Annotated in this window: 24 protein-coding genes and 1 pseudogene; 22 read left to right on the top strand and 3 right to left on the bottom strand. The window is 42.2% G+C overall.

From position 1 onward, the window contains the following. The first annotated feature begins 48 nt into the window (after positions 1-48). From B7709_RS05180 to B7709_RS05085, 20 genes are all read left to right on the top strand, one after another. The gene (locus B7709_RS05180; RefSeq protein WP_084971984.1) at positions 49-1,347 is read left to right on the top strand and encodes an ATP-dependent helicase ComFA; all 1,299 of its coding nucleotides are present in this window, start codon (positions 49-51) and stop codon (positions 1,345-1,347) included. Then, positions 1,344-2,006 (top strand): ComF family protein, encoded by a 663-nt coding sequence (locus tag B7709_RS05175; protein ID WP_084971983.1) that lies wholly within the window; start codon positions 1,344-1,346, stop codon positions 2,004-2,006. The genes B7709_RS05180 and B7709_RS05175 overlap by 4 nt, the downstream gene beginning before the upstream one ends. Before the next feature lie 79 nt (positions 2,007-2,085). Then, entirely contained in the window at positions 2,086-2,634 is a 549-nt protein-coding gene (gene hpf, locus B7709_RS05170) for a ribosome hibernation-promoting factor, HPF/YfiA family (RefSeq protein WP_084971982.1), read from the top strand. Between the two features lie 112 nt (positions 2,635-2,746). Then, entirely contained in the window at positions 2,747-3,925 is a 1,179-nt protein-coding gene (locus B7709_RS05165; protein WP_084971981.1) for an acetyl-CoA C-acetyltransferase, read from the top strand. Positions 3,926-4,086: 161 nt separating this feature from the next. After that, the gene (locus tag B7709_RS05160) at positions 4,087-6,060 is read left to right on the top strand and encodes a DHH family phosphoesterase (RefSeq protein WP_084971980.1); all 1,974 of its coding nucleotides are present in this window, start codon (positions 4,087-4,089) and stop codon (positions 6,058-6,060) included. Continuing rightward, positions 6,057-6,509, top strand: a complete 453-nt coding sequence (gene rplI / locus B7709_RS05155) for a 50S ribosomal protein L9 (protein WP_000864209.1) — start codon at positions 6,057-6,059, stop codon at positions 6,507-6,509. Before B7709_RS05160 ends, rplI begins: the two co-directional genes overlap by 4 nt. A 43-nt stretch (positions 6,510-6,552) precedes the next feature. Continuing rightward, positions 6,553-7,905, top strand: a complete 1,353-nt coding sequence (gene dnaB / locus B7709_RS05150) for a replicative DNA helicase (RefSeq protein WP_084971979.1) — start codon at positions 6,553-6,555, stop codon at positions 7,903-7,905. Between the two features lies 1 nt (position 7,906). Further along, the gene (locus B7709_RS05145) at positions 7,907-8,182 is read left to right on the top strand and encodes a Veg family protein (protein ID WP_084971978.1); all 276 of its coding nucleotides are present in this window, start codon (positions 7,907-7,909) and stop codon (positions 8,180-8,182) included. Between the two features lie 90 nt (positions 8,183-8,272). Continuing rightward, on the top strand, positions 8,273-9,382 hold the full coding sequence (locus B7709_RS05140; RefSeq protein WP_084971977.1) for an SH3 domain-containing protein: 1,110 nt from the start codon (positions 8,273-8,275) through the stop codon (positions 9,380-9,382). Positions 9,383-9,465: 83 nt separating this feature from the next. Further along, positions 9,466-12,099: a DNA polymerase I gene (gene polA / locus B7709_RS05135; protein ID WP_084971976.1), complete on the top strand. Its 2,634-nt coding sequence runs from the start codon at positions 9,466-9,468 to the stop codon at positions 12,097-12,099. A 278-nt stretch (positions 12,100-12,377) separates the two neighbouring features. Further along, positions 12,378-12,668 carry a thiamine-binding protein gene (locus B7709_RS05130; RefSeq protein WP_084971975.1) on the top strand — a complete coding sequence of 97 codons (291 nt, stop codon included), beginning with the start codon at positions 12,378-12,380 and terminating at the stop codon, positions 12,666-12,668. Then, entirely contained in the window at positions 12,631-13,389 is a 759-nt protein-coding gene (locus B7709_RS05125) for an ABC transporter permease (protein ID WP_162279160.1), read from the top strand. Before B7709_RS05130 ends, B7709_RS05125 begins: the two co-directional genes overlap by 38 nt. 38 nt (positions 13,390-13,427) lie before the next feature. Next, complete coding sequence (locus tag B7709_RS05120) at positions 13,428-14,435, top strand: ABC transporter substrate-binding protein (RefSeq protein ID WP_084971973.1); 1,008 nt, start codon at positions 13,428-13,430, stop codon at positions 14,433-14,435. Then, positions 14,435-15,163, top strand: coding sequence for an ABC transporter ATP-binding protein (locus B7709_RS05115; RefSeq protein ID WP_084971972.1), 729 nt, complete (start codon positions 14,435-14,437; stop codon positions 15,161-15,163). The genes B7709_RS05120 and B7709_RS05115 overlap by 1 nt, the downstream gene beginning before the upstream one ends. Positions 15,164-15,235: 72 nt before the next feature. Next, positions 15,236-15,538 carry a hypothetical protein gene (locus B7709_RS05110; RefSeq protein ID WP_061418687.1) on the top strand — a complete coding sequence of 101 codons (303 nt, stop codon included), beginning with the start codon at positions 15,236-15,238 and terminating at the stop codon, positions 15,536-15,538. 305 nt (positions 15,539-15,843) lie between these two features. Then, on the top strand, positions 15,844-16,302 hold the full coding sequence (locus tag B7709_RS05105; protein ID WP_084971971.1) for a CtsR family transcriptional regulator: 459 nt from the start codon (positions 15,844-15,846) through the stop codon (positions 16,300-16,302). 1 nt (position 16,303) lies between these two features. Continuing rightward, a complete protein-coding gene (locus B7709_RS05100; protein ID WP_084971970.1) occupies positions 16,304-18,736 on the top strand; it encodes an ATP-dependent Clp protease ATP-binding subunit in 2,433 nt (810 codons plus the stop codon). Between the two features lie 144 nt (positions 18,737-18,880). Further along, positions 18,881-19,939, top strand: coding sequence for an AAA family ATPase (locus tag B7709_RS05095; RefSeq protein WP_084971969.1), 1,059 nt, complete (start codon positions 18,881-18,883; stop codon positions 19,937-19,939). A gap of 9 nt (positions 19,940-19,948) precedes the next feature. Then, positions 19,949-20,728 (top strand): nicotinamide riboside transporter PnuC, encoded by a 780-nt coding sequence (pnuC, locus tag B7709_RS05090; RefSeq protein WP_084971968.1) that lies wholly within the window; start codon positions 19,949-19,951, stop codon positions 20,726-20,728. A gap of 1 nt (position 20,729) precedes the next feature. Next, positions 20,730-21,503 (top strand): NUDIX domain-containing protein, encoded by a 774-nt coding sequence (locus tag B7709_RS05085; RefSeq protein ID WP_084971967.1) that lies wholly within the window; start codon positions 20,730-20,732, stop codon positions 21,501-21,503. Positions 21,504-21,572: 69 nt separating this feature from the next. On the opposite strand, the pseudogene B7709_RS10255 reads toward B7709_RS05085, so the two are convergent. Next, positions 21,573-21,803: pseudogene (locus B7709_RS10255) on the bottom strand (hypothetical protein). Positions 21,804-22,065: 262 nt separating this feature from the next. On the opposite strand from B7709_RS10255, the gene B7709_RS05075 reads away from it, so the two are divergent. Beyond that, on the top strand, positions 22,066-22,749 hold the full coding sequence (locus B7709_RS05075; protein ID WP_084971966.1) for a hypothetical protein: 684 nt from the start codon (positions 22,066-22,068) through the stop codon (positions 22,747-22,749). Between the two features lie 65 nt (positions 22,750-22,814). On the opposite strand, the gene dusB is transcribed toward B7709_RS05075, so the two are convergent. Together dusB and hslO are read right to left on the bottom strand one after the other, a co-directional pair. Continuing rightward, entirely contained in the window at positions 22,815-23,795 is a 981-nt protein-coding gene (gene dusB, locus B7709_RS05070; RefSeq protein WP_162279159.1) for a tRNA dihydrouridine synthase DusB, read from the bottom strand. Further along, the gene (gene hslO, locus B7709_RS05065; protein ID WP_084971964.1) at positions 23,782-24,654 is read right to left on the bottom strand and encodes an Hsp33 family molecular chaperone HslO; all 873 of its coding nucleotides are present in this window, start codon (positions 24,652-24,654) and stop codon (positions 23,782-23,784) included. The genes dusB and hslO overlap by 14 nt, the downstream gene beginning before the upstream one ends. A 292-nt stretch (positions 24,655-24,946) precedes the next feature. Between hslO and B7709_RS05060 the strand changes: the two genes are divergently transcribed. Continuing rightward, on the top strand, positions 24,947-25,078 hold the full coding sequence (locus B7709_RS05060) for a teichoic acid D-Ala incorporation-associated protein DltX (RefSeq protein WP_025168981.1): 132 nt from the start codon (positions 24,947-24,949) through the stop codon (positions 25,076-25,078). Positions 25,079-25,096: the final 18 nt, after the last annotated feature.

Below are 25,096 nucleotides of genomic sequence, written 5' to 3'. Positions count from 1 at the left end.
TGTACTAAAAAATTATCTAAAGCGCTAGATTTTTACGAATAAAGAAGTATGAAAGTAAATCCAAACTATCTCGGTCGCTTGTTTACTGAGAAAGAATTAACTAAAGAAGAACGACAGGTGGCGATGAAACTACCAGCAATGAGAAAAGAGAAAGGGAAACTGTTTTGTCAACGTTGTAATAGTAGTATTCTAGAAGAATGGCATTTGCCTATAGGTGCTTACTATTGTAGGGAGTGTTTATTGATGAAGCGAGTTAGGAGCGATCAAGCTTTATACTATTTTCCGCAGGAAGATTTTCCTAAGCAAGATGTTCTCAAATGGCGTGGTCAGTTAACACCTTTTCAGGAGAAGGTATCAGAGGGGTTGATTCAAGCAGTCGAAAAGAAAGAACCGATTTTAGTTCATGCTGTGACAGGTGCTGGAAAGACAGAGATGATTTACCAAGTTGTGGCCAAAGTGATTGATGATGGTGGCGCAGTTTGCTTGGCCAGTCCTCGAATCGATGTGTGTTTGGAATTGTATAAGCGACTTCAGAATGACTTTGCTTGCGACATAGCACTACTTCATGGTGAGTCAGAACCTTATTTTCGAACACCACTAGTTGTTGCAACGACTCATCAGTTGTTAAAATTTCATCATGCTTTTGACTTGCTGATAGTGGATGAAGTAGATGCCTTTCCTTATGTTGACAACTCTGTGCTTTACTATGCTGTAAACCAATGTGTAAAGATGGAGGGGTTAAGGATATTCCTTACAGCGACTTCTACAGATGAGTTAGATAAGAAGGTTCGCACAGGAGAATTAAAACGATTGAGCTTGCCAAGACGGTTTCATGGAAATCCATTGATTATTCCAAAGCCAGTTTGGTTATCGGATTTTAATTGTTATTTAGATAAGAGTCAGTTGTCACCTAGGTTAAAGACCTACATTAAGAAGCAGAGAAAAACAGGTTACCCACTTCTAATTTTTGCATCAGAGATTCAGAAAGGTGAGAGGTTGAAAGAACTCCTGCAAGAGCATTTTCCAAATGAAAAAATTGGCTTTGTGTCCTCTGTCACAGAAAATCGATTAGAGCAGGTACAAGATTTTCGAGATGGAGAGTTGACGATACTGATCAGTACAACAATTTTGGAGCGTGGAGTTACCTTCCCTTGTGTCGATGTTTTTGTAGTGGAAGCTAATCATCGTCTCTTTACCAAGTCAAGTTTGATTCAGATTGGAGGGCGAGTTGGGCGCAGTATGGATAGACCGACTGGTGAGTTACTCTTCTTTCATGATGGATTAAATACATCCATCAAAAAGGCAATCAAGGAAATCAAGCAGATGAACAAGGAGGCGGGATTATGAACTGTTTATTATGTGGACAGACCACAAAGAGTGACTTGACTTTTAGTCATCTCTTGTTGTTGAAGAATGAGCGCAACTATCTTTGTTCAGCTTGTGATTCTGCTTTTGAGAAGATAGGTGAGGATCATTGCCCGAACTGCATGAAAATAGATCTGTCAACAAAGTGTCAAGATTGTAAATTTTGGTGTAAAGAAGGAATTCAAGTTAGCCATAAAGCGATATTTACCTATAATCAAGCTATGAAAGACTTCTTTAGTCGATATAAGTTTGATGGGGATTTTCTGCTTAGAAAGGTTTTTGCTCCTGTTCTTGCTAATGAGTTGAAAAAGTATAGAGGCTATGAATTTGTAGTAATTCCCCTAAGTCCTGAAAGATTGCTTGAGAGAGGATTTAACCAGGTTGAAGGTTTGATTGAGGCAGCGGGATTTCCTTGTAAAGACTTATTAGGAAAAAGAGAAGAGAAAGCTAGTTCTTCTAAGAATCGCTCAGAAAGATTAGCTACTGAAATTCCATTTTATATCAAAACGGAAGCCCCTCTTCCTAAGAAGATTTTGCTCATTGATGACATCTATACGACAGGAGCGACTATCAATCGTGTGAAGCGACTTTTTGAAGAGGCAGGTGTTTTGGAAGTCAAAACTTTTTCCCTTGTAAGATGAGGAAAAAATTTGCAAAATGAAAATGAAAGCGTTATAATATAGTTAGAAAAATAAAAATGTTTAGAAAGAAGGTACTTATATGATTAAATATAGTATCCGTGGTGAAAACCTAGAAGTAACAGAAGCAATTCGCAATTATGTAGTTTCTAAACTCGAAAAGATCGAAAAATATTTTCAACCTGAACAAGAGTTGGATGTACGTGTCAACTTGAAAGTTTACCGTGAAAAAACAGCAAAAGTTGAAGTAACAATTCCACTTGGGTCAATTACTCTTCGTGCAGAAGATATTTCTCAAGATATGTATGGTTCTATCGATCTTGTAACAGATAAAATTGAACGCCAGATTCGAAAAAATAAAACAAAAATCGAACGCAAGAATAAAAATAAGGTTGCAACAAGCCAACTCTTTACAGATGCTCTAGTTGAAGATGCAAATGTTGTGCAGCCAAAAGTGGTTCGTTCAAAACAAATTGATTTGAAACCAATGGATTTGGAAGAAGCGCTTCTTCAAATGGACTTGTTGGGACATGATTTCTTTATCTATGTAGACGTAGAGGATCAAACAACAAATGTTTTGTATCGTCGCGAGGATGGTGAAGTTGGTTTGCTAGAAGTTAAGGAATCATAAAATCTTGACAGCTGTGTAAAAGTGGTTTACATTTGTGTAAATCACTTTTTGTTTTCGGTTGAGCTCTTCTAGTGTTAGATCTTGGATTTTATAGTTTCAAATGGAGGTAGTCATGAAAGACGTAGTTATTGTTTCGGCGGTGCGAACACCTTTAGGTTCCTTTGGCGGGAGTTTGAAGAATGTTTCTGCTGTTGATTTGGGATCTTTGGTAATTAAGAGTGCTTTGGAAAAAGCGAATATTAAACCAGAGCAGGTAGATGAAGTGATTATGGGGAATGTCCTAGGCGCAGGTTTAGGCCAAAACGTGGCTCGCCAAATGAGTATTCATGCTGGGCTTCCTGAATATACACCAGCCTTTACCATTAATAAGGTTTGTGGTTCCGGTTTGAAGGCAGTGCAGTTAGCTGCTCAAGCGATTCAGTGCGGAGATGCAGATATTGTCGTGGCTGGTGGTGCAGAAAACATGAGCCAGGCTCCATATGTTTTGCCAAGCTTCCGTTGGGGCGGCCGTATGGGAGATTCGAAAGTAGTAGATACCATGATTAAGGACGGTTTGTCTGATGCCTTTAACGAATACCATATGGGGATTACAGCTGAGAATGTGGCCGCAGAATATGGTATTAGCCGTGATGATCAAGATGCGCTTGCTTTGGAGTCACAGAAACGAGCCGTGGCGGCTATAGAATCTGGACGCTTTAAGGAAGAGATTGTTCCGGTGGTCATTCCTCAACGTAAAGGCGATCCTATCGTCTTTGATACAGATGAATTTCCTAGAAAAGATGCTAGCTTGGAGAGTCTGTCTAAGCTACGTCCTGTTTTCAAAAAAGACGGTTCTGTTACCGCAGGGAATGCCTCAGGTATCAATGACGGAGCGGCGGCTGTCTTGGTCATGAGTGCTGAAAAAGCTGAAGAATTGGGACTTCCAGTCATTGCGCGCATTCGTTCGTATGCAAGTGCAGGTTTGGATCCTAAGATTATGGGTTGTGGACCGATTTATGCGACCCGTAAAGCTCTTGAAAAAGGCAATTTGACAGTTGATGATCTCGACTTGATCGAGTCAAATGAAGCCTTTGCTGCTCAGGCTTGTGCGGTTGGGAAAACACTTGGCTTTAACACAGATATTGTCAATGTCAATGGTGGCGCGATTGCTCTTGGTCACCCAATTGGGGCTTCAGGTTGCCGTATCCTAGTGACTCTGGTACATGAGATGATGAAACGTGATGCTAAAACTGGTTTAGCTACTCTCTGTATCGGGGGAGGGATGGGAATTGCTCTTATCGTGGAACGTTAGGTGATAGTAACCAGAGTATATAGATGTGCAGGAGGATAATGGGCTTATCCTCCTTTTTGCATTAAAACCATAAAAAATCAATAAGGAAAAGGAGGCTTATCATTTTTTAAAGGTCGCTTTTTAAGGGCTTTTGTGATATAATAATGCGCAAGAGGTTTAGAATGAAAAAAAATAATTTAACTCCGATTTCTGCGGTTCTACTAGGGATTGCAACTTTCGGAACCTTAACAATGCTGATTATTTTTTCACAAAATATTGCTGTAACGATCAGTGCCTTGTTTTTATTTGTACTTCTTTATCTGCTTTTATTCATCTGGCAAAAAAAACAGTATGAAAAGAGCGAAATTGAACAAATCCAATATGTAAATCATCAAGCGGAAGATAGCTTAAACACGCTGCTCGAACAAATGCCGGTTGGTGTTCTGAAATTAGACTTATCTACTGGCGAAGTCGAATGGTTTAATCCTTATGCTGAGTTGATTTTAACGACTGAAGAAGGCGAAATTGATGTTGACTTGATTCAAACCATCATAAAGGCTTCTGTGGGGAACCCTGGTTCTTACGCTACCTTGGGGGAAACACGCTATGCCGTTCATATGGATAAGACTTCAGGTGTCCTGTATTTCTTTGACGTTTCAGGGGAATACGAAGCAACTGTCGAATTGGTAACTAGTCGACCAGTGATTGGGGTTATCTCGGTAGACAACTACGATGATCTGGAAGATGCAACCTCCGACTCCGATATCAGTCATATTAATAGTTTTGTGGCAAATTTTGTTTCAGAGTTTGCTAGTAAATACGCTATGTTTTCTCGTCGTGTGGGCATGGACCGCTTTTATTTATTTACTGATTACACAGTTCTTGAGGGCTTGATGAATGATAAATTCTCTGTGATTGATGCCTTTCGTGAGGAGGCAAAGCAGAGACAGTTGCCATTGACCTTGAGCATGGGCTTTTCTTATGGTGATGGAAATCATGATGAGATAGGGAAAGTTGCTTTAAGGAACTTGAACTTGGCTGAGGTTCGTGGCGGGGACCAAGTAGTTGTCAAGGAGAATGATGAAACCAAGAATCCTGTCTATTTTGGTGGTGGCTCTGCAGCCTCTGTTAAGAGAACAAGAACACGTACGAGAGCCATGATGACAGCTATTTCAGATAAGATTCGCAGTGTGGATCAGGTATTTGTAGTTGGTCATAAGAATCTAGATATGGATGCCTTGGGGTCTGCGGTTGGTATGCAGTTGTTTGCGAGCAATATTACAGAAGACAGCTATGCAGTCTACGATGCAGATCAAATGTCGCCAGATATTGAGCGGGCTATCAACTTCTTGGAAAAAGAGGGTGTCACCAAGCTCTTGCCTTTGGCTAATGCGATGAACTCAGTTACAAATCGTTCGTTGTTGATTTTAGTGGATCATTCGAAGACGGCTTTGACCTTGTCCAAAGGTTTTTATGATTTGTTTACTCAAACCATCATCATTGACCACCATCGACGTGATCAGGATTTTCCAGAGAATGCAGTAATCACCTATATCGAAAGTGGAGCAAGTAGTGCGAGTGAGTTGGTAACAGAATTGATTCAGTTCCAAAATTCTAAGAAGAATCGTTTGAGTCGTATGCAGGCCAGTGTACTGATGGCTGGTATGATGCTGGATACCAAAAACTTTACATCTCGAGTAACGAGTCGAACCTTTGATGTTGCTAGCTACCTTCGGACACGTGGAAGCGATAGTATTGCTATCCAGGAGATTGCTGCGACAGATTTTGAAGAGTACCGTGAAGTAAATGAACTCATTTTACAAGGTCGTAAATTGGGTTCAGATGTCTTGATTGCCCAAGCTAAGGACTCGATTACCTATGACACAGTTGTCATCAGTAAGGCTGCCGATGCTATGTTGGCCATGTCCGGTATTGAAGCCAGCTTCGTTCTAGCGAAAAATACACAAGGATTTATCTCAATCTCAGCTCGAAGTCGCAGTAAAATCAATGTACAACGCATTATGGAAGAGTTGGGTGGCGGTGGTCACTTTAATCTAGCTGCTGCGCAAATCGAGAATATGAGTCTGTCAGAAGCAGGAGAAAAATTGACTCAACTTGTTTTGGATGAACTAAAGGAAAAGGAGAAAGAAGAATGAAAGTAATCTTTTTAGCAGATGTTAAAGGAAAAGGGAAAAAAGGCGAAATCAAGGAAGTGCCAACTGGCTACGCTCAAAACTTCCTGATTAAAAAGAATTTGGCCAAGGAAGCAACTGCTCAAGCAGTGGGCGAGTTGCGTGGAAAACAAAAATCTGAAGAAAAAGCTCATGCAGAGATGATTGCTGAAGCAAAGGCCATCAAGGCCAAGCTTGAAGCAGAGGAGACTGTTGTAGAGTTCGTTGAAAAGGTTGGACCAGATGGTCGTACATTTGGCTCCATCACTAACAAGAAGATTGCGGAAGAATTGCAAAAGCAATTTGGTATCAAGATTGACAAACGTCACATTCAAGTAAAAGCACCAATTCGAGCAGTTGGTTTGATTGATGTACCAGTGAAGATTTATCAAGATGTTACAAGTGTCATCAATCTTCGTGTAAAGGAAGGGTAAGTTTACAACTTCTTGACAAGATTGTAAAAGGAAGGAAAGTCGGATGGCAGAAGTAGAAGAACTACGAGTTCAACCTCAGGATATTTTGGCAGAACAATCTGTTCTGGGGGCTATTTTTATAGATGAGAGTAAGCTCGTTTTTGTACGGGAATACATTGATTCTCGAGACTTCTTTAAGTATGCTCATCGGTTGATTTTCCAAGCGATGGCGGACTTGTCGGATCGTGGGGAAGCAATTGATGCGACGACAGTTCGGACGATTTTGGATAGCCAAGGAGAACTGCAAAATATTGGTGGCTTGTCCTACCTTGTTGAAATTGTCAACTCTGTACCAACTTCAGCTAATGCAGAGTATTATGCTAAAATTGTAGCCGAAAAGTCTATGCTACGTCGCTTGATTTCCAAGTTGACAGAGTCTGTCAACCAAGCCTATGAAGCTTCTAAACCTGTAGATGAAATCATCGCTCAAGCTGAAAAGGGACTCATTGATGTTAGCGAAAACGCCAATCGTAGTGGTTTCAAGAATATCCGAGATATTCTGAATATCAACTTTGGGAATCTAGAAGTTCGGTCACAACAAACAACTGATATTACAGGTATTGCGACAGGTTATCGTGATTTGGACCATATGACGACCGGATTGCATGAGGAGGAACTGATTATTATAGCAGCTCGTCCTGCGGTCGGTAAAACAGCCTTTGCTTTGAACATTGCTCAGAATATTGGAACCAAGTTGGACAAGACGGTAGCTATTTTTTCACTGGAAATGGGTGCAGAAAGCCTAGTAGACCGTATGTTGGCAGCAGAAGGTTTGGTGGAGTCTCATTCTATCCGTACTGGTCAATTGACCGACGAGGAGTGGCAAAAATATACCATTGCTCAAGGGAACCTAGCCAACGCGAGTATCTATATCGATGATACGCCAGGGATTCGGATTACGGAAATTCGTTCGCGCTCACGTAAACTGGCTCAAGAAACAGGCAATCTAGGCTTGATTTTGATAGACTACCTACAGCTTATCACAGGGACTGGTCGTGAGAATCGGCAACAAGAAGTCTCTGAAATTTCTCGTCAGTTGAAAATCCTAGCAAAGGAACTAAAGGTTCCAGTTATTGCTCTCAGTCAGTTATCTCGTGGTGTGGAACAGCGTCAGGATAAGAGACCGGTCTTGTCTGATATTCGTGAATCGGGTTCCATCGAGCAGGATGCGGATATCGTAGCCTTTCTATACCGTGACGACTACTATGATCGTGCGGGTGAAGAAGAGGAAGGAATTCCAAATAACAAGGTAGAGGTTATCATCGAGAAAAACCGTAGTGGAGCTCGTGGAACGGTGGAATTGATTTTCCAAAAAGAATACAATAAATTTTCAAGTATCTCAAAGAGGGAGGCATAAGATGTCAGATGCATTTACAGATGTAGCCAAGATGAAAAAAATCAAAGAAGAAATCAAGGCACATGAGGGACAAGTCGTTGAAATGACTTTGGAGAATGGCCGTAAGCGCCAAAAAAATAGATTGGGTAAGCTAATTGAGGTTTATCCGTCTCTATTTATCGTTGAATTTGGGGACGTTGAGGGAGACAAACAAACCAATGTCTATGTGGAATCCTTCACCTACTCAGATATCTTGACAGAAAAGAATTTAATTCGCTATCTAGACCAAGAATCCTAAAATGAAGTGAGCTTTGCTCACTTTTTTCTTTTTCTCCCGAATAGTATAAACGAGGGTAACCTCGGAAATTTATATTATTAAGGAGAATGAATGACGTTTTTAAAATCAGGAGTTAAGAAGAGTGGATATACTCAGTTGGGTGTAGGACTGGCTACTTTGTTCGTTACGAGTACTTTTTTGTTTGGTGGTGAATCGGTTCAGGCTGACAGTGTAGCGCGTGGAGATGACTATCCGATTCATTACAAAAACGGTAGTGTTGAAATCGATCAATGGCGGATGTATTCTCGCCAGTGTACATCTTTTGCGGCCTTTCGCTTGAGTAGTGTGAATGGCTTTGAGATTCCTCCTGCCTACGGAAATGCGAATGAATGGGGATATCGTGCAAAGCGAGAAGGCTATCGTGTGGATACTAAGCCAGAAGTTGGATCTATTGCTTGGTCTACAGAAGGTTACTACGGGCATGTGGCCTGGGTATCTAATGTATCAGGAGACACGATTGAAATCGAAGAGTATAACTATGGCGTTAGGGAGAAATACAATCGTCGAAGCGTAAAAGTTAGCTCTATGACAGGCTTTATCCATTTTAAGGACTTGGTAGGGAATGGTGGTAGAACTGGCAATCCTACCAGGTCAGGGTTGGCGTCTAGTGGGACTCACACGTTTACTCAAAAATCTGCTATTCGAAACCAGCCGTCAAGTACAGCACAAGTTATTGACTACTACTATCCTGGTGAAAATGTTAGCTACGACCAAATCGTAGAAAAGAACGGTTATAAATGGCTCAGCTACCTATCCTATAGTGGAACGAGAAGATACGTCCAGCATACGGAAACAGAATCGGTGGAGAATGGTTGGAAGAAGCAAAACGGTATTTGGAATTACCGTGAGAACGGGAAACTCGCAACTGGTTGGAAGAAAATAAACGGCAGTTGGTATCACTTTAAAGACAATGGGACCATGTCAACAGGTTGGGTAAAGGATAGTTCGCATTGGTACTATCTAAAGGCATCGGGGGAGATGCAGACAGGATGGCTCAAGGAAAACGGAACATGGTATTATTTGGAGAGTTCAGGGGCTATGAAGTCTAGTCAGTGGTTCCAAGTAGGAGGAAAGCATTACTACGTCAATGCTTCGGGGGCTTTAGCAGTGAATACCACTGTGGATGGCTATCGAGTAGATAGTAACGGAGCTAGAATCTAGAAAGAATATAAAAAAAGAACTTCACGACTATTTGCCTATTCTTTCCGATGGTATTTTTCCCCGCTTTCCTTTATAATGGGTGTATGGACAAGAAAAAATTATTATTGATTGATGGATCTTCTGTTGCTTTTCGAGCTTTTTTTGCGCTCTATCAGCAACTTGATCGATTTAAAAATGCTAATGGCCTTCATACCAATGCCATCTATGGCTTTCAACTCATGTTAAATCATGTCTTGGAGCGAGTTGAACCCAGTCATGTTTTGGTAGCTTTTGATGCAGGTAAGACGACTTTCCGAACAGAGATGTATGCAGACTACAAGGGTGGTCGTGCTAAAACTCCAGATGAGTTTCGTGAGCAATTTCCCTTCATTCGTGAGTTGTTAGACCATCTTGGAATTCGCCACTATGAGCTGCCTCAGTATGAGGCGGATGATATCATCGGGACTCTAGGTCGTTTGGCTGAGAAAGATTCCTTCGATGTGACCATCGTCAGCGGGGACAAGGACTTGATCCAGTTGACAGATGAGAATACAGTGGTCGAGATTTCCAAGAAAGGTGTGGCTGAGTTTGAGGCCTTTACACCAGATTACCTTATGGAAAAGATGGGACTCACACCAGCTCAGTTCATTGATCTTAAGGCTCTTATGGGGGATAAGTCTGATAATATCCCTGGTGTCACGAAAATCGGTGAAAAGACGGGAATCAAGCTTTTGCTAGAACACGGCTCGCTCGAAGGTATTTATGAGAATATCGATGGGATGAAGGCTTCTAAGATGAAGGAAAATCTCATCAATGACAAGGAACAAGCCTTCCTGTCTAAAACATTGGCGACAATTGAGACAAATGCACCGATTGAGATTGGCCTTGATGATTTGCTCTATAGTGGACCAGATGTGGAAAATCTCGGAAAATTCTACGATGAAATGGGCTTTAAACAACTTAAGCAATCTTTAAATGTTTCGTCGACGGATGCACCTGAAAATTTAGATTTCCCTATTGTTGAGCAAGTCAGTCAAGACATGATGAGCGCAGACTCCATCTTCCACTTTGAGCTTTTTGGTGAGAATTACCATACAGATGACTTGGTTGGCTTTGCATGGTCTTGTGGAGACAAGCTCTATGCTACAGATAAACTTGAGCTCTTGCAGGAGCCGATTTTCAAGGAATTTCTAGAAAAAACACCTCTGAAAGTGTATGACTTTAAAAAAGCTAAGGTTCTTTTAAATCGCTTGGGCTTGAACCTGCAGGCCCCTGCTTTTGACAGTCGTTTGGCCAAATACCTTCTCTCTACTGTCGAGAATAATGAAATTTCAACCATTGCGAGTCTTTATGGTCAGACTTACATGGTCGATGATGAGACTTTCTATGGCAAGGGTGTCAAGAGGGCCATTCCTGAACGCGAGAAATTCTTGGAGCACTTGGCTCGCAAGGTTGCTGTATTGGCTGAGACTGAGCCGGTTTTACTTGAAAAACTCAGTGAACATGGGCAGTTAGACCTTCTCTATGACATGGAGCAACCTCTGGCTTTTGTCCTTGCCAAGATGGAAATTGCTGGAATCAAGGTCAAAAAAGAAACCCTGCTTGAGATGCAAGCTGAAAATGAGGTCGTCATTGAGCAACTGACTCAAGAGATTTATGAGCTAGCTGGTGAGGAGTTTAATATCAACTCGCCTAAGCAGTTGGGCGTGCTTCTCTTTGAAAAACTTGGTCTTCCTCTAGAGTACACCAAGAAAACCAAGACAGGTTACTCGACAGCGGTGGATGTCTTAGAGCGCCTAGCTCCTATTGCCCCAATCGTCAAGAAAATTTTAGATTATCGCCAGATTGCTAAGATTCAGTCGACTTATGTGATTGGTTTGCAGGATTGGATTTTAGCTGATGGCAAGATTCACACGCGCTATGTGCAGGATTTGACTCAGACAGGGCGTCTGTCTAGTGTCGATCCAAACTTGCAAAATATTCCTGTTCGGTTGGAACAAGGTCGCCTCATTCGTAAGGCTTTCGTGCCAGAGTGGCAGGATAGTGTCCTACTCAGCTCTGACTATTCACAGATTGAGTTGCGAGTTTTGGCGCATATCTCTAAAGATGAGCACTTAATTAAGGCCTTTCAAGAGGGAGCGGATATCCATACCTCGACAGCCATGCGTGTCTTTGGAATTGAACGCCCTGAGGATGTCACTCCAAATGACCGTCGCAATGCCAAGGCTGTCAACTTTGGAGTGGTTTACGGAATTTCAGATTTTGGCTTGGCAAACAATCTTGGTATTAGTCGTAAGAAGGCCAAAGCCTACATTGATACCTATTTTGAACGTTTTCCTGGAATCAAAAACTATATGGAAGAAGTGGTACGTGAAGCGCGTGATAAGGGCTATGTAGAGACCCTCTTCAAGCGTCGCCGCGAGTTGCCAGATATTAATTCGCGCAACTTTAACATTCGTGGTTTTGCAGAGCGGACAGCTATCAACTCCCCTATCCAGGGATCTGCAGCAGATATTCTCAAAATTGCTATGATTCAGCTAGACAAAGCTCTAGTTGAAGGTGGCTATCAGACCAAGATGCTCTTGCAAGTGCATGATGAAATCGTCCTTGAGGTTCCGAAATCAGAACTAGCAGCCGTCAAAGCTTTAGTGAAACAAACCATGGAAGAAGCCATCCAACTCAGTGTTCCCCTCATCGCTGATGAGAATGAAGGGGCAACCTGGTACGAGGCTAAATAAGAAAGTTAAGAAAGAGTTTGGAGCAATTGGCTTCAAACTCTTTTTCATGTTTTTCTGTAAACAGTTTCCTTGACTTTTCCTTGTATTTGCGTTACTATATGTCCATATAAGATATGGGAGTCTGTGTACAGTCTGAGAGGAAGTGTTAAACTTCGACCGCACCTGATCTGGGTAATGCCAGCGTAGGGAACGATACTTAGCCGAATTCTGCACCTTTTCCATATATGGCAAAGGTTTTTCTTTTTGTCAAAAAGAAAAACTGAGAAGAGGAGGTTTTTATGAAAGCAAGCATTGCCTTGCAAGTCTTACCCCTATCACAGGGGATTGATCGAATCGCTATTATCGATCAAGTGATTGCTTATCTGCAAGCTCAGTCCGTGACCATGGTGGTGACACCCTTTGAAACGGTCTTGGAAGGAGATTTTGATGAGCTTATGCGTATTCTCAAAGAGGCGCTTGAAGTGGCTGGGCAGGAGGCAGATAATGTCTTTGCCAATGTCAAAATAAATGTAGGAGAGATTTTAAGTATTGATGAGAAGCTTGAAAAGTATGATGAGACGACAGATTAGTCTTTTGGGATTTCTCGGAGTCTTGTCGGTCTGGCAGTTAGCAGGAATATTCAAACTTTTACCCAAGTTTATCCTGCCAACTCCTCTTGAGATCCTCCAGTCCTTTATGCGTGACAGAGAATTTCTCTGGTACCATAGCTGGGCGACCTTGAGAGTGGCTTTGCTAGGTCTAGTCTTAGGAGTCTTGATTGCCTGTCTTATGGCGGTGCTCATGGATAGTCTCTCTTGGCTCAATGACTTGATTTACCCTATGATGGTGGTTGTTCAGACCATTCCGACCATTGCCATAGCGCCTATCTTGGTCTTGTGGCTAGGCTATGGGATTTTGCCCAAGATTGTCTTGATTATCCTGACGACAACCTTCCCTATCATCGTCAGTATCTTGGACGGTTTTAGGCATTGTGACAAGGATATGCTGACCTTGTTTAGTCTGATGCGGGCCAAGCCTTGGCAAATCCTGTGGCATTTTAAAATCCCTGTCAGCCTGCCCTACTTTTATGCAGGTCTGAGGGTCAGTGTCTCCTACGCCTTTATCACAACAGTGGTATCTGAGTGGTTGGGAGGCTTTGAAGGACTAGGTGTTTACATGATTCAGTCCAAGAAACTGTTTCAGTATGATACTATGTTTGCCATTATTATTCTGGTGTCGATTATCAGCCTTCTCGGTATGAAATTGGTCGATATTAGTGAAAAATATGTGATTAAATGGAAACGTCCCTAAGATAAGGATGTTTTAGAAAAAGAAAAGAGGAAATAAAAATGAAGAAAACATGGAAAGTGTTTTTAACGCTTGTAACGGCTTTTGTAGCTGTCGTGTTGGTAGCTTGTGGCCAAGGAACTGCTTCTAAGGACAACAAAGAAGCAGAAGTCAAAAAGATTGACTTTATCCTAGACTGGACGCCAAATACCAACCACACAGGGCTTTATGTTGCCAAGGAAAAAGGTTATTTCAAAGAAGCTGGAGTAGATGTTGATTTGAAATTGCCACCTGAAGAAAGCTCATCTGACTTGGTGATTAATGGCAAAGCGCCATTTGCTATCTATTTCCAAGACTACATGGCTAAGAAATTGGAAAAAGGAGCAGGCATTACTGCCGTTGCCGCTATCGTTGAGCACAATACATCAGGAATCATTTCTCGTAAATCTGACAATGTCACCAGTCCAAAGGACTTGGTTGGCAAGAAATACGGTACTTGGAATGACCCAACTGAACTTGCTATGTTGAAAACCTTGGTAGAATCACAAGGCGGAGACTTTGAGAAGGTCGAAAAAGTACCAAACAACGACTCAAACTCCATCACACCGATTGCCAATGGCGTCTTTGATACTGCTTGGATTTACTACGGTTGGGATGGTATCCTTGCTAAATCTCAAGGCGTAGACGCTAACTTCATGTACTTGAAAGACTATGTCAAGGAGTTTGACTACTACTCACCCGTTATCATCGCTAACAACGACTATCTAAAAGACAACAAAGAAGAAGCTCGCAAAGTCATCCAAGCTATTAAAAAAGGCTACCAATACGCTATGGAACACCCAGAAGAAGCTGCAGATATTCTCATCAAGAATGCACCTGAACTCAAGGAAAAACGTGACTTTGTCATCGAATCTCAAAAATACTTGTCGAAAGAATACGCAAGCGACAAGGAAAAATGGGGACAATTTGACGCAGACCGTTGGAATGCTTTCTACAAATGGGATAAAGAAAATGGTATCCTCAAAGAAGACTTGACAGACAAGGGCTTCACCAACGAATTTGTAAAATAATGACAGAAATTAGACTAGAACACGTAAGCTATGCCTATGGCGAGGAAAGGATTTTAGAGGACATCAACCTGCAGGTGACGTCAGGTGAAGTGGTTTCTATCCTAGGTCCCAGTGGTGTTGGAAAAACTACCCTCTTTAATCTAATCGCAGGGATTTTAGAGGTCCAGTCTGGACGAATTATCCTTGATGGCGAGGAAAATCCCAAGGGGCGCGTGAGTTATATGTTACAAAAGGATTTACTCTTGGAGCACAAGACGGTGCTTGGCAATATCATCCTGCCCCTCTTGATCCAAAAGGTTAATAAGGCTGAAGCTATTGCCCGAGCGGATGAAATTCTTGCGACCTTCCAGTTGACAGCTGTACGGGATAAGTATCCTCATGAACTCAGTGGTGGGATGCGGCAACGTGTGGCCTTGCTCCGTACCTACCTTTTCGGACACAAGCTCTTTCTCTTGGATGAGGCTTTCAGCGCCTTGGATGAAATGACCAAGATGGAGCTCCATGCTTGGTATCGGGAAATTCACAAACAGTTGCAACTGACAACCTTGATTATTACCCACAGTATCGAGGAGGCCCTCAATCTCAGCGACCGCATCTATATCTTGAACAATCGCCCTGGGCAGATTGTTTCAGAAATTAAACTAGATTGGTCTGAAGACGAGGACAAGGACGTCCAAAAAATTGCCTACAAACGACAAATATTAGCAGAATTGGGATTAGATAAGTAGAAAAATAGGGAGTTGGTGAAGATTATCCTTTATCAGCGTCCTTTTTGTAAAGCAATAGAAAGAGTGTACGACATGTTAAGCAGACTGAAGAAATTACGGAGAGAAAATGGAACATCAGTTGTCTCCTTTGCATTTATTGCAATTGCTATAGTATCAGGATTTATAATTTACTTTAGTCCTGATATTGCAAAGTCATTAGGATTAGATGAAAAAAGATTTGAAAACGTAGTGGGAACAGTTTTAACTCCGACATTATTATTTATAGGTTATTTAATTTTTGAAAAATCTGTAGATAAATATCGAGAAGAAATTAAAGAGGAACAGAAAATACTAAAAGAAAAACAGAATGAGTTGGGAGACAATTTTAAAAGTTAAGAGAAAATTAGAGTTGTTGGTGGAATAGGTTTCCTTTACTAAGGAAAATGGAGACATAGTAAAAAGCACGTTTGATCATGCTAGTTTCTTGCCTGCTGAACTCATCAATATTACGCCCTTTTTAGGGCTCTTTTTTGTGAACTTTTTTAGGAACTTTCAAGAAAAACTAAGGCGATTTAATGCCTAAATGTTTTTAAAGAAAGTCAGTATTTTCAAGGGCTTAGCCCTAAAAATTTGACTTATTTCTTGTGAAATGATAGTATAGTCAAAGATAGTCAAGGTTCAAAGAAGGAGTTTGATTTACTATGAGATTTAAAAATACATCAGATCATATCGAAGCCTATATTAAGGCGATTTTAGACCAGTCTGGTATCGTGGAATTGCAGCGGAGCCAGTTGGCAGATACCTTTCAGGTTGTACCGAGTCAGATCAACTATGTCATCAAGACACGTTTTACTGCAAGCAGAGGTTACTTGGTTGAGAGCAAGCGTGGTGGCGGAGGCTACATTCGCATAGGGCGGATTGAGTTTTCCAGTCATCATGAGATGCTCCGCGATTTGCTTTACTCAATTGGTGAGCGAGTTAGTCAGGAGATTTACGAGGATATTCTCCAACTTTTGGTGGAGCAGGACTTGATGACCAAGCAAGAGATGACCTTGCTGACTTCAGTAGCAACAGATCGTGTCCTAGGGGAAGAATCCTCAGCTGTCCGTGCCAATATGCTCCGACAGCTATTACAAGAGGTAGATAGAAAAGAGAAGTAAGATGAACTATTCAAAAGCATTGAATGAATGTATCGAAAGTGCCTACATGGTTGCGAGCCATTTTGGAGCTCGTTATCTAGAGTCTTGGCATTTATTGATTGCCATGTCCAATCACAGTTATAGTGTGGCAGGTGCAACTCTAAATGATTATCCATACGAGATGGACCGTTTAGAAGAGGTTGCGTTGGAACTGACTGAAACGGACTATAGCCAAGACGAAACCTTTACGGAATTGCCTTTTTCCCATCGTTTGGAGGTTCTCTTTGCAGAAGCAGAGTATGTGGCCTCAGTGGTCCACGCAAAGGTGCTAGGGACAGAGCATGTCCTCTATGCGATTTTGCATGACGGCAATGCTTTGGCGACTCGTATCTTGGAGAGGGCTGGTTTTTCTTATGAAGACAAGAAAGATCAGGTCAGAATTGCTGCTCTTCGTCGCAATTTAGAAGAACGTGCTGGTTGGACAAGAGAAGACCTTAAGGCTTTGCGTCAGCGCCATCGCACGGTAGCAGACAAGCAAAATTCCATGGCTAATATGATGGGCATGCCTCAGAATCCAAGTGGTGGTCTGGAGGACTACACGCATGATCTGACGGAGCAAGCGCGCTCTGGCAAGTTAGAGCCAGTTATCGATCGTGACAAAGAAATCTCACGTATGATTCAGATTTTGAGTCGGAAGACCAAGAACAATCCTGTCTTGGTTGGAGATGCTGGTGTCGGGAAAACAGCTCTGGCACTTGGACTTGCCCAGCGTATTGCTAGTGGAGATGTACCTGCGGAAATGGCCAAGATGCGCGTTCTAGAGCTTGATTTGATGAATGTTGTTGCGGGGACACGTTTCCGTGGAGATTTTGAAGAGCGTATGAACAATATCATCAAGGATATCGAAGAAGATGGCAAAGTAATCCTCTTTATCGATGAACTCCACACCATTATGGGATCTGGGAGCGGTATTGACTCGACTTTGGATGCGGCCAATATCTTGAAGCCAGCCTTGGCACGTGGAACTTTGAGAACGGTTGGTGCAACCACTCAGGAAGAGTACCAAAAACACATCGAAAAAGATGCAGCCCTTTCTCGTCGTTTTGCAAAAGTGACGATTGAAGAGCCAAGTTTAGCTGACAGCATGACCATTTTGCAAGGTTTGAAGGCGACTTATGAGAAACATCATCGTGTGCAAATCACAGATGAAGCTGTCGAAACAGCAGTTAAGATGGCGCATCGTTATTTGACCAGTCGTCACTTGCCAGACTCTGCTATCGACCTCTTGGATGAGGCGGCAGCAACAGTGCAAAACAAATCCAAGCATGTGAGAATGGACGAATCCGACTTGAGCCCAGCTGACAAGGCCTTGATGGATGGCAAGTGGAAACAAGCAGGCCAGCTAATCGCAAAAGAACAAGAATTGCCTGTCTATAAAGACTTGGTGACAGAATCTGATATTTTGACCACCTTGAGTCGTTTGTCAGGTATCCCAGTCCAAAAGCTGACGCAAACAGATGCTAAGAAGTACCTTAACCTCGAAGCGGAACTGCACAAACGTGTCATCGGTCAAGATCAAGCTGTTTCAAGTATTAGCCGTGCGATTCGTCGCAATCAGTCAGGTATTCGCAGTCACAAGCGTCCGATTGGCTCCTTTATGTTCCTAGGGCCGACGGGTGTCGGTAAGACCGAATTGGCAAAAGCTCTGGCAGAAGTCCTCTTTGATGACGAATCAGCCCTTATCCGCTTTGATATGAGTGAATATATGGAGAAATTTGCGGCTAGCCGTCTCAATGGAGCTCCTCCGGGCTATGTGGGCTACGAAGAAGGTGGGGAGTTGACCGAGAAGGTTCGCAACAAACCATACTCAGTGCTCCTCTTTGACGAGGTAGAGAAGGCCCATCCAGATATCTTCAATGTCCTCTTGCAAGTCTTGGACGACGGTGTCTTGACAGATAGCAAGGGTCGTAAGGTTGACTTTTCAAATACCATTATCATCATGACGTCAAACCTTGGTGCGACGGCTCTTCGTGATGACAAGACTGTCGGCTTTGGCGCGAAAGACATTCGTTTTGACCAGGAAAATATGGAAAAACGAATCTTCGAAGAGTTGAAAAAAGCTTATCGACCAGAGTTTATCAACCGTATTGATGAAAAGGTGGTCTTCCACAGCTTGGATAGCGACCACATGCAGGAAATTGTCAAGATCATGGTTAAACCATTGATTGCTAGCCTCGCAGAGAAGGGCATCGATTTGAAACTACAAGCTTCGGCACTGAAGTTGCTAGCTAGTCACGGTTACAATCCAGAAATGGGAGCCCGTCCACTTCGCAGAACCCTGCAAACAGAAGTGGAGGACAAGCTAGCTGAGCTCCTCCTCAAGGGAGAACTAGTAGCAGGCAAGACTCTCAAAATCGGTGTAAAAGCTGGACAATTGAAATTTGATATTGCTTAAAAATGGAGAATCAGGAGCAATCCTGATTTTTTTCATCATCTTTTTATAAAAAATAATAAAAAACTATTGACAAAACGAAAATATAAGATATAATAAAAACATAGAAAAATAAAAATATAAAAAATTATAAAAAGGCGAGCATGTATGAAAAAGAAAACAGCAGTCGTATTTGGGACCTTTGCCCCTCTCCATCAGGGGCATATCGATTTAATCCAGCGAGCAAAGCGTCAGTGTGATCAGGTCTGGGTAGTCGTTTCAGGCTATGAGGGAGACAGAGGGGAGCAGATAGGCTTAACTCTTCAAAAAAGATTTCGCTATATCAGAGAGGCTTTTCGTGACGATGAGTTGACCTCTGTCTGCAAGTTAGATGAGACCAACCTTCCCCGTTACCCTATGGGCTGGCAGGAGTGGTTGGATCAGATGTTATCGGAGATTTCCTATGATGAAGCCCAGCAAGAACTGATCTTTTTTGTAGGAGAATGTGACTACCAGCAAGAGCTATCTAAACGTGGATTTGGCACCGTCTTGCAAGAAAGAAAGTTTGGTATCTCAGCGACTATGATTCGAGAAAATCCAAGCAAATATTGGAAATACATCGCTCAACCCTTCCGACGTCAGTTTACAAAGAAAGTCTTGATTATGGGAAGTGCCAGCAATGGGAAGACTACTTTAGCAAAGGATTTGGCTAGGTATTACGATGCGCCCGTTAGTCTGGAATACGCGCGTGAGTACCAGATCAAAAACAATGTCCGCGACGATGAATTGACTCCAAAGGATTACTACTATCTCCTGTTGGGACAGTATGACCAAACCTCTAAGTTAATCGATAGTAATGCCAATCGAGGCCTAGTGATAGCTGATACCAATTCATTGGTAACCAAGGGCTACTATGACTATTACATGGAGACTGAGGACCAAGGGGACTTATCAGGAGAAACCTTTGACAATCTCTTTGCCTCTATCTTGGCCAAGGAAAAATGGGACTTGATTCTCTTTGTGCAGCCTGTTGGCTCCTATGTCAATGACGGGTTTAGAGATATGACAATGGCAGAAGACCATATTCGTCATAGTTTTTCCCAGCATTTGGACCAGATGAGAGAGCGATATTTAACCAACATTCCACTAGTTTATCTAGCTGAGGGTTACCTAGGCAATTATGAAGCAGCAAAACTGGCTATTGATGCCATTTACCAAGCAGATTAGGAGAAAATTATGAAAAAACTAACTGAAAAAATCACACAATTTATCGAAAACTTTAAAAATGTCCATGCGGAAGCCCGCAAGATTGGTTTTGCAGGAACCATGCGCTTGCTCTGGAAAGATCTCTTTGTTGGTCGTAGCCTTTTCCAGTGGTTATACCTCATCGCCTTGTCAAGTGTTCCCTTAATCTTAGAGTTCACGCAAAATACAGAAAGCCATGACTGGCTGAGCTTGTTTGCATCTTGGACTGGGATTGTCTGTGTTATCTTGGTAGCAGAAGGGCGTGCAAGCAATTATCTCTTTGGGGCTATTAACTCAGCTATTTATTTAATTTTGGCTATGAATGCGACTTTTTATGGTGAAGTCTTGACGACCGTTTACTTCTTTGTCATGCAGCCGATTGGTCTCTATGCTTGGTTGTCCAATCGTATCAATGACCAAGGAAAACCAGAAGAATCCCACTTTGAAGCCAAGAAATTATCTGTTCTTGACTGGCTCAAGTACTTGGCCTTGACTGCTATTATCTGGATTGGCATGGGTTTGGCTTATCAAAGTATCCATAGTGCTCGCCCTTTCCGTGATAGTGTTACCGATGCGACCAATGGTGTTGGTCAGCTCTTGATGACACGTCTCTATCGTGAGCAATGGATTTTCTGGATTGCAACCAATCTCTTTAGTATCTACCTCTGGTGGGGTGAAAATATCCATATCCAAGGTATGTACTGGGTTTACACACTCAACAGTCTAGTGGGATGGTACCAATGGACCAAGGCGGTTCGAAAGGAGGCTTAAAATGGGAGACACGAAGATTCCAGCAGGGATGACGGAAAAAGAATATTATGAAATCCATGCCAATCAGGAGGAGTTTTTAGGCTGGTACTACAAGCAGGAACTCCCTCAATATGAAAAACCAAGTGTGACAGTAGATATGGTGGCTTACTGCTTTGTCGAAGGAAAGATCAAGCTCTTGCTGATCCGTCGCAAGGCTCACCCTTATCAAAACTGTTTGGCTCTGGTTGGAGGCTTTATGGATAAGGGAGAGGATGCTGCACATGCCTGTCAGCGCGAGGTGAGAGAAGAAGTCAATCTCGATCTTCCTTTAGAAAAAATCGAGCAATTGATGACTGTATCGACTCCCGGTCGTGATCCACGAGGCTGGACGGTGACCATCGCCCACTTGGTTTATTTGCCTAGTCGCGCATTAGACCTTGTTCAAGCAGGAGACGATGCCAAGGATGTCGTTTTCGTAGATGTCGATTTTCAGACAGGCAAATGCTTCCTTGAGGGAGTAGAGTTGGAGGAGCAAGCCTTCGCCTTTGACCATTATGCTATTATCCAAGAGTCCATCAAACGAATCCAAGGCCGTCTCGACTGGAACCCAACTTTCCTCTATCTCCTGGAGGAGGAGTTCACTGTCTACGAAGGGACTGAACTGGTTAATCTCATCAATCCCGGTCGTCCCATCGTCAGCAATAATTTCCTCGTAAAATATGGGGAATATGTAGAAGAAGTTGGACTCAAACGAGTGCCTAAAAAGAAACCAAGAAAAACATATCGATTGAAATAAAGAGGTTGGGACCAAAATCCCGATCTCTTTGTTTGTCCTTATTAGATTGCTTTTCTGTTGTGACTGTTTTTATGAATGGCTATCTTTCTTAGAATGGCTCAACATGTGAGTAAAGAAGTCTTTGTATCGATACTTGAGATAGTTCTCATGCAAAAATAACAAGACAATATAGACGATCATAAAGATCATTGTCAGATAGAATACATCAAATGCAGTTCGCGAATAGTAAGAGGCTTTTTGTTAAGAGCTAATAGCTCTCAAAATCAACCAAGGAAGATACTTGAAATACTTGTTTGCCATAAGAATCTACCCCCTACCTTCTATATCCTATTTCAATAGTATTGTAGTCCAATGCAAGCGAGTACACAAGAGTGATGCAAAAAATATGACTCTAATCTAGGAAATTTTTCTATTTTTTCGTTTCGATTACGAATAGAAATAGTAGAGAAAACAATTTTTAAAATAGTTTCTCTAAATAGTTGACAGATTCAAGGCCTAATGTTACAATTATATTACAAAAAGATTTCTTAACATTTCAAAAATGTTACAAAGGAGTAGAAATATGAAAAAGAAAACCTATATCAAATTGATGGCAGCGACTGTATTGGCTTCTACCTTGCTACTGGGAGCTTGTGGAAATAAAAACGAAACCACTCAAACCAGCAGCTCTGCCAAGACAAGCCAATCATCAAGTTCTAAGGCAGCTTCTTCTAACAAAGAAAGCAAGACTCAAAAATCTTCAAGTTCAGCTTCATCTGAAAAAGCTCCAGCATCTTCTGACCAGTCTTCTACAACAGCAGATCAATCACAAGCGAAACCAGCTCCTGAATCAAGACAAGAACAAGCAACTCCTAGTCAACCAGCCCCTTCTCAGGCTCCGTCAACTCAGCAAGGTTCTCAAGCCCAGTCTAACCAGTCAAGCTATGACCCGACAACTGACCGCAAACTTCAAGACAAGCAAGCAGAACACAACAAACGCTACAAGGGAGTTTTAACCATGGTGGATGGTGACTTCTCAGCAGCTGCAGGCAACTGGAAGGGAGCGAATGGCGAAACGATTACGGTTTCATCAGGGGGGCAATTCACAGTAGAAACTGCAGATGGAAAGAAAGAAAGCTATTCTATCAGAGGGTACTCTTACACTCTTGATGATGGCAAGTATAATGCCAAAATCGGTGGAGGAAAAATCATCCAAATTACAACAGGTGCGGATGGTAAAGTTTCGAGTGTTGCCTTGATTCAATAATAGTATCTAGGATTTCCTTGGATAAAAAAACCGTAAACTTCAAGTAAGTTACGGTTTTTTGTGTATTAAGCTTTGTCTAGTTGTAAGAGGGCTTCAATTTCTGCTAGGGTGCTAGCTTGGGAAATGGCTCCACGAAGTTTGGCTGCACCAGATGTTCCCCGAAGGTAGTGAGGAGCGAGTCCACGGAATTCACGAACTGCGACGTTTTCTCCTTTGAGGTTAATCAAGCGTTTCAAGTGTTCGTAGGCGATTTTCATCTTGTCTTCAAAGGTCAAATCAGGAAGAATTTCTCCTGTTTCAAAGTAGTGATTGATCTGGTTGAAGAGGTAGGGATTTCCCATGGCTGCGCGACCAATCATAACAGCGTCAGCCCCGACTTCTTCGATACGCTGTTTGGCTTCTTGGACCGTACGGATGTCACCGTTGGCGATAAATGGAATCTTGGTTAGGGCTTGGGCTACGTCGTGCAAGGTCTCAAGGTCAGCGTGACCAGTATACATTTGTTCTCGGGTACGGCCATGCATAGCGAGGGCAGAGACACCAGCAGCTTCAGCAGCGAGGGCATTCTCCACGGCTAGGGATGCATCAGACCATCCCGTACGCATTTTGACGGTGAGGGGGATATCAAGGACAGATTGGACCTTGTTGATGATAGAGTAGATCTTGTCTGGGTCCTTGAGCCACATAGCGCCAGCTTCATTCTTCACGATTTTGTTAACTGGGCAGCCCATGTTGATATCGACGATATCGGTCTTAGTATTTTCTTGGATGAATTCTGCTGCGCGTGCGAGGCTGTCTTCATCGCTACCAAAAAGTTGGATAGAAACTGGGTTTTCGCCTTCATCGATATGAAGCATGTGTAGAGTTTTTTCGTTATTGTATTGGATTCCCTTGTCAGAGACCATTTCCATGACAACGAGTCCTGCACCGAGCTCTTTTGCGATGGTACGAAAGGCTGAGTTAGTTACACCAGCCATGGGAGCTAAAACGGTACGATTGGGAATCTCAACATTGCCAATCATAAAGGGTGTATTAAGATTTGTCACGAATGAGTTCCTCCAGGTCGTTTTCATCAAAGTTGTAAGTAGTTTGGCAGAATTGACAAGTGATTTCTGCTCCGTGGTCTTCCTCTTTCATTTCCTCCAGGTCTGAATTTGGAAGGCTGGCAAGAACGTTTAAAAAGCGGTCTTTGCTGCAGTCACATTGGAAACGGATTTCTTCTTCAGATAGGCGTTTGTAGGATTCGTCACCGTAGATAGCCTTGAGGAGAGCTTCGATATGGTCGTCGCTTTCCAGAAGTGTCGAGATAGCTGGCATTTCTTGGATACGTTTCTCAAAGCGAGCAATCTCCTCTTCCTTGGCTCCTGGCAAAACTTGGAGAAGAAAACCACCGGCAACTTCGACCTTGTCGTCTTTGTCTAAAAGGACATTGAGGCCGACTGCTGAAGGAGTTTGTTGGCTTTCTGTCAGGTAATAGGCCAAGTCTTCACCGATCTCCCCAGAGATGAGAGGAGTCATGGAGTTGTAGGGATTTCCAGTACCGTAGTCTGTGATAACGAGAAATTGACCATTTCCGACAAAAGGTCCGACAAGGACTTCACCAGTTGCAGTCTTTTTAATGTCAACACCTGGATTTTGTACATAGCCTTTGACATTTCCCTTGGTATCTGCAACCGTGATGATGGCACCGAGATAGCTCGTTCCAAGAACTTTAATCGTTAGCTTGGTATTTCCTTTTTCATTGGCTGCGAGAATTTGGCTAGCGATAAGGGTACGACCAAGTGCGACAGTTGAACTGGCTTGGGTTTGATGTTTTTCTTGAGCAGTGCGGACGGTTTCCGTGCTATCAAGAACGAAAGCACGAAAAGAACCACTTTCTGATATTGTTTTAATAATTTTATCCATAGCTACTATTTTAGCATAAAAATGCCCAAAGGGGGAGTCGTGTGTTTGCTGCCATCTCTTTAATTGTTTAATGTATGATAATGGGTGTCAGGATTTCGAGGAAAAGAGATTTTTGAAAACAATTTTTATTAATATTTTAACTTGTCTTAAAATAAGCTAAAACGAACTTTTAAGTTATGGTAAACAGTTGAAAAAAAGGTTGATAAAGTGGTAAAATGTTAGGAAGATAAGATAGTAAATGCATAGTTGCATAGCTTTTTTGAAAAATCATAGAAAATTGAACACACTAACGATGGGAAAACACAGAAAATTGTATATGTTTTTGGGACAGACCGTCCTATATTTTGTAATCTTACTTGGTTTACTTTATTTTTTTAGTTACCTTGGTCAGAGCCAGGGAACCTTTATTTATAATGAGTTCTAGTTTGAAGGAGAAAATGAA

Origin of the sequence: Streptococcus oralis subsp. dentisani, assembly GCF_002096335.1 — a bacterium.
Classification (GTDB): Bacteria; Bacillota; Bacilli; order Lactobacillales; family Streptococcaceae; genus Streptococcus; species Streptococcus oralis_Z.
Note: the sequence above shows the minus strand (reverse complement) of the source record. Positions and strands in the feature narration are given on the sequence as shown.

Bases quoted from the DNA above. Each gene is read 5' to 3' on its own strand.
- B7709_RS05180 (WP_084971984.1), top strand. From the start codon at position 49: ATGAAAGTAAATCCAAACTATCTCGGTCGCTTGTTTACTGAGAAAGAA.
- B7709_RS05175 (WP_084971983.1), top strand. From the start codon at position 1,344: ATGAACTGTTTATTATGTGGACAGACCACAAAGAGTGACTTGACTTTT.
- hpf (WP_084971982.1), top strand. From the start codon at position 2,086: ATGATTAAATATAGTATCCGTGGTGAAAACCTAGAAGTAACAGAAGCA.
- B7709_RS05165 (WP_084971981.1), top strand. From the start codon at position 2,747: ATGAAAGACGTAGTTATTGTTTCGGCGGTGCGAACACCTTTAGGTTCC.
- B7709_RS05160 (WP_084971980.1), top strand. From the start codon at position 4,087: ATGAAAAAAAATAATTTAACTCCGATTTCTGCGGTTCTACTAGGGATT.
- rplI (WP_000864209.1), top strand. From the start codon at position 6,057: ATGAAAGTAATCTTTTTAGCAGATGTTAAAGGAAAAGGGAAAAAAGGC.
- dnaB (WP_084971979.1), top strand. From the start codon at position 6,553: ATGGCAGAAGTAGAAGAACTACGAGTTCAACCTCAGGATATTTTGGCA.
- B7709_RS05145 (WP_084971978.1), top strand. From the start codon at position 7,907: ATGTCAGATGCATTTACAGATGTAGCCAAGATGAAAAAAATCAAAGAA.
- B7709_RS05140 (WP_084971977.1), top strand. From the start codon at position 8,273: ATGACGTTTTTAAAATCAGGAGTTAAGAAGAGTGGATATACTCAGTTG.
- polA (WP_084971976.1), top strand. From the start codon at position 9,466: ATGGACAAGAAAAAATTATTATTGATTGATGGATCTTCTGTTGCTTTT.
- B7709_RS05130 (WP_084971975.1), top strand. From the start codon at position 12,378: ATGAAAGCAAGCATTGCCTTGCAAGTCTTACCCCTATCACAGGGGATT.
- B7709_RS05125 (WP_162279160.1), top strand. From the start codon at position 12,631: ATGAGAAGCTTGAAAAGTATGATGAGACGACAGATTAGTCTTTTGGGA.
- B7709_RS05120 (WP_084971973.1), top strand. From the start codon at position 13,428: ATGAAGAAAACATGGAAAGTGTTTTTAACGCTTGTAACGGCTTTTGTA.
- B7709_RS05115 (WP_084971972.1), top strand. From the start codon at position 14,435: ATGACAGAAATTAGACTAGAACACGTAAGCTATGCCTATGGCGAGGAA.
- B7709_RS05110 (WP_061418687.1), top strand. From the start codon at position 15,236: ATGTTAAGCAGACTGAAGAAATTACGGAGAGAAAATGGAACATCAGTT.
- B7709_RS05105 (WP_084971971.1), top strand. From the start codon at position 15,844: ATGAGATTTAAAAATACATCAGATCATATCGAAGCCTATATTAAGGCG.
- B7709_RS05100 (WP_084971970.1), top strand. From the start codon at position 16,304: ATGAACTATTCAAAAGCATTGAATGAATGTATCGAAAGTGCCTACATG.
- B7709_RS05095 (WP_084971969.1), top strand. From the start codon at position 18,881: ATGAAAAAGAAAACAGCAGTCGTATTTGGGACCTTTGCCCCTCTCCAT.
- pnuC (WP_084971968.1), top strand. From the start codon at position 19,949: ATGAAAAAACTAACTGAAAAAATCACACAATTTATCGAAAACTTTAAA.
- B7709_RS05085 (WP_084971967.1), top strand. From the start codon at position 20,730: ATGGGAGACACGAAGATTCCAGCAGGGATGACGGAAAAAGAATATTAT.
- B7709_RS05075 (WP_084971966.1), top strand. From the start codon at position 22,066: ATGAAAAAGAAAACCTATATCAAATTGATGGCAGCGACTGTATTGGCT.
- hslO (WP_084971964.1), bottom strand. From the start codon at position 24,654: ATGGATAAAATTATTAAAACAATATCAGAAAGTGGTTCTTTTCGTGCT.
- B7709_RS05060 (WP_025168981.1), top strand. From the start codon at position 24,947: ATGGGAAAACACAGAAAATTGTATATGTTTTTGGGACAGACCGTCCTA.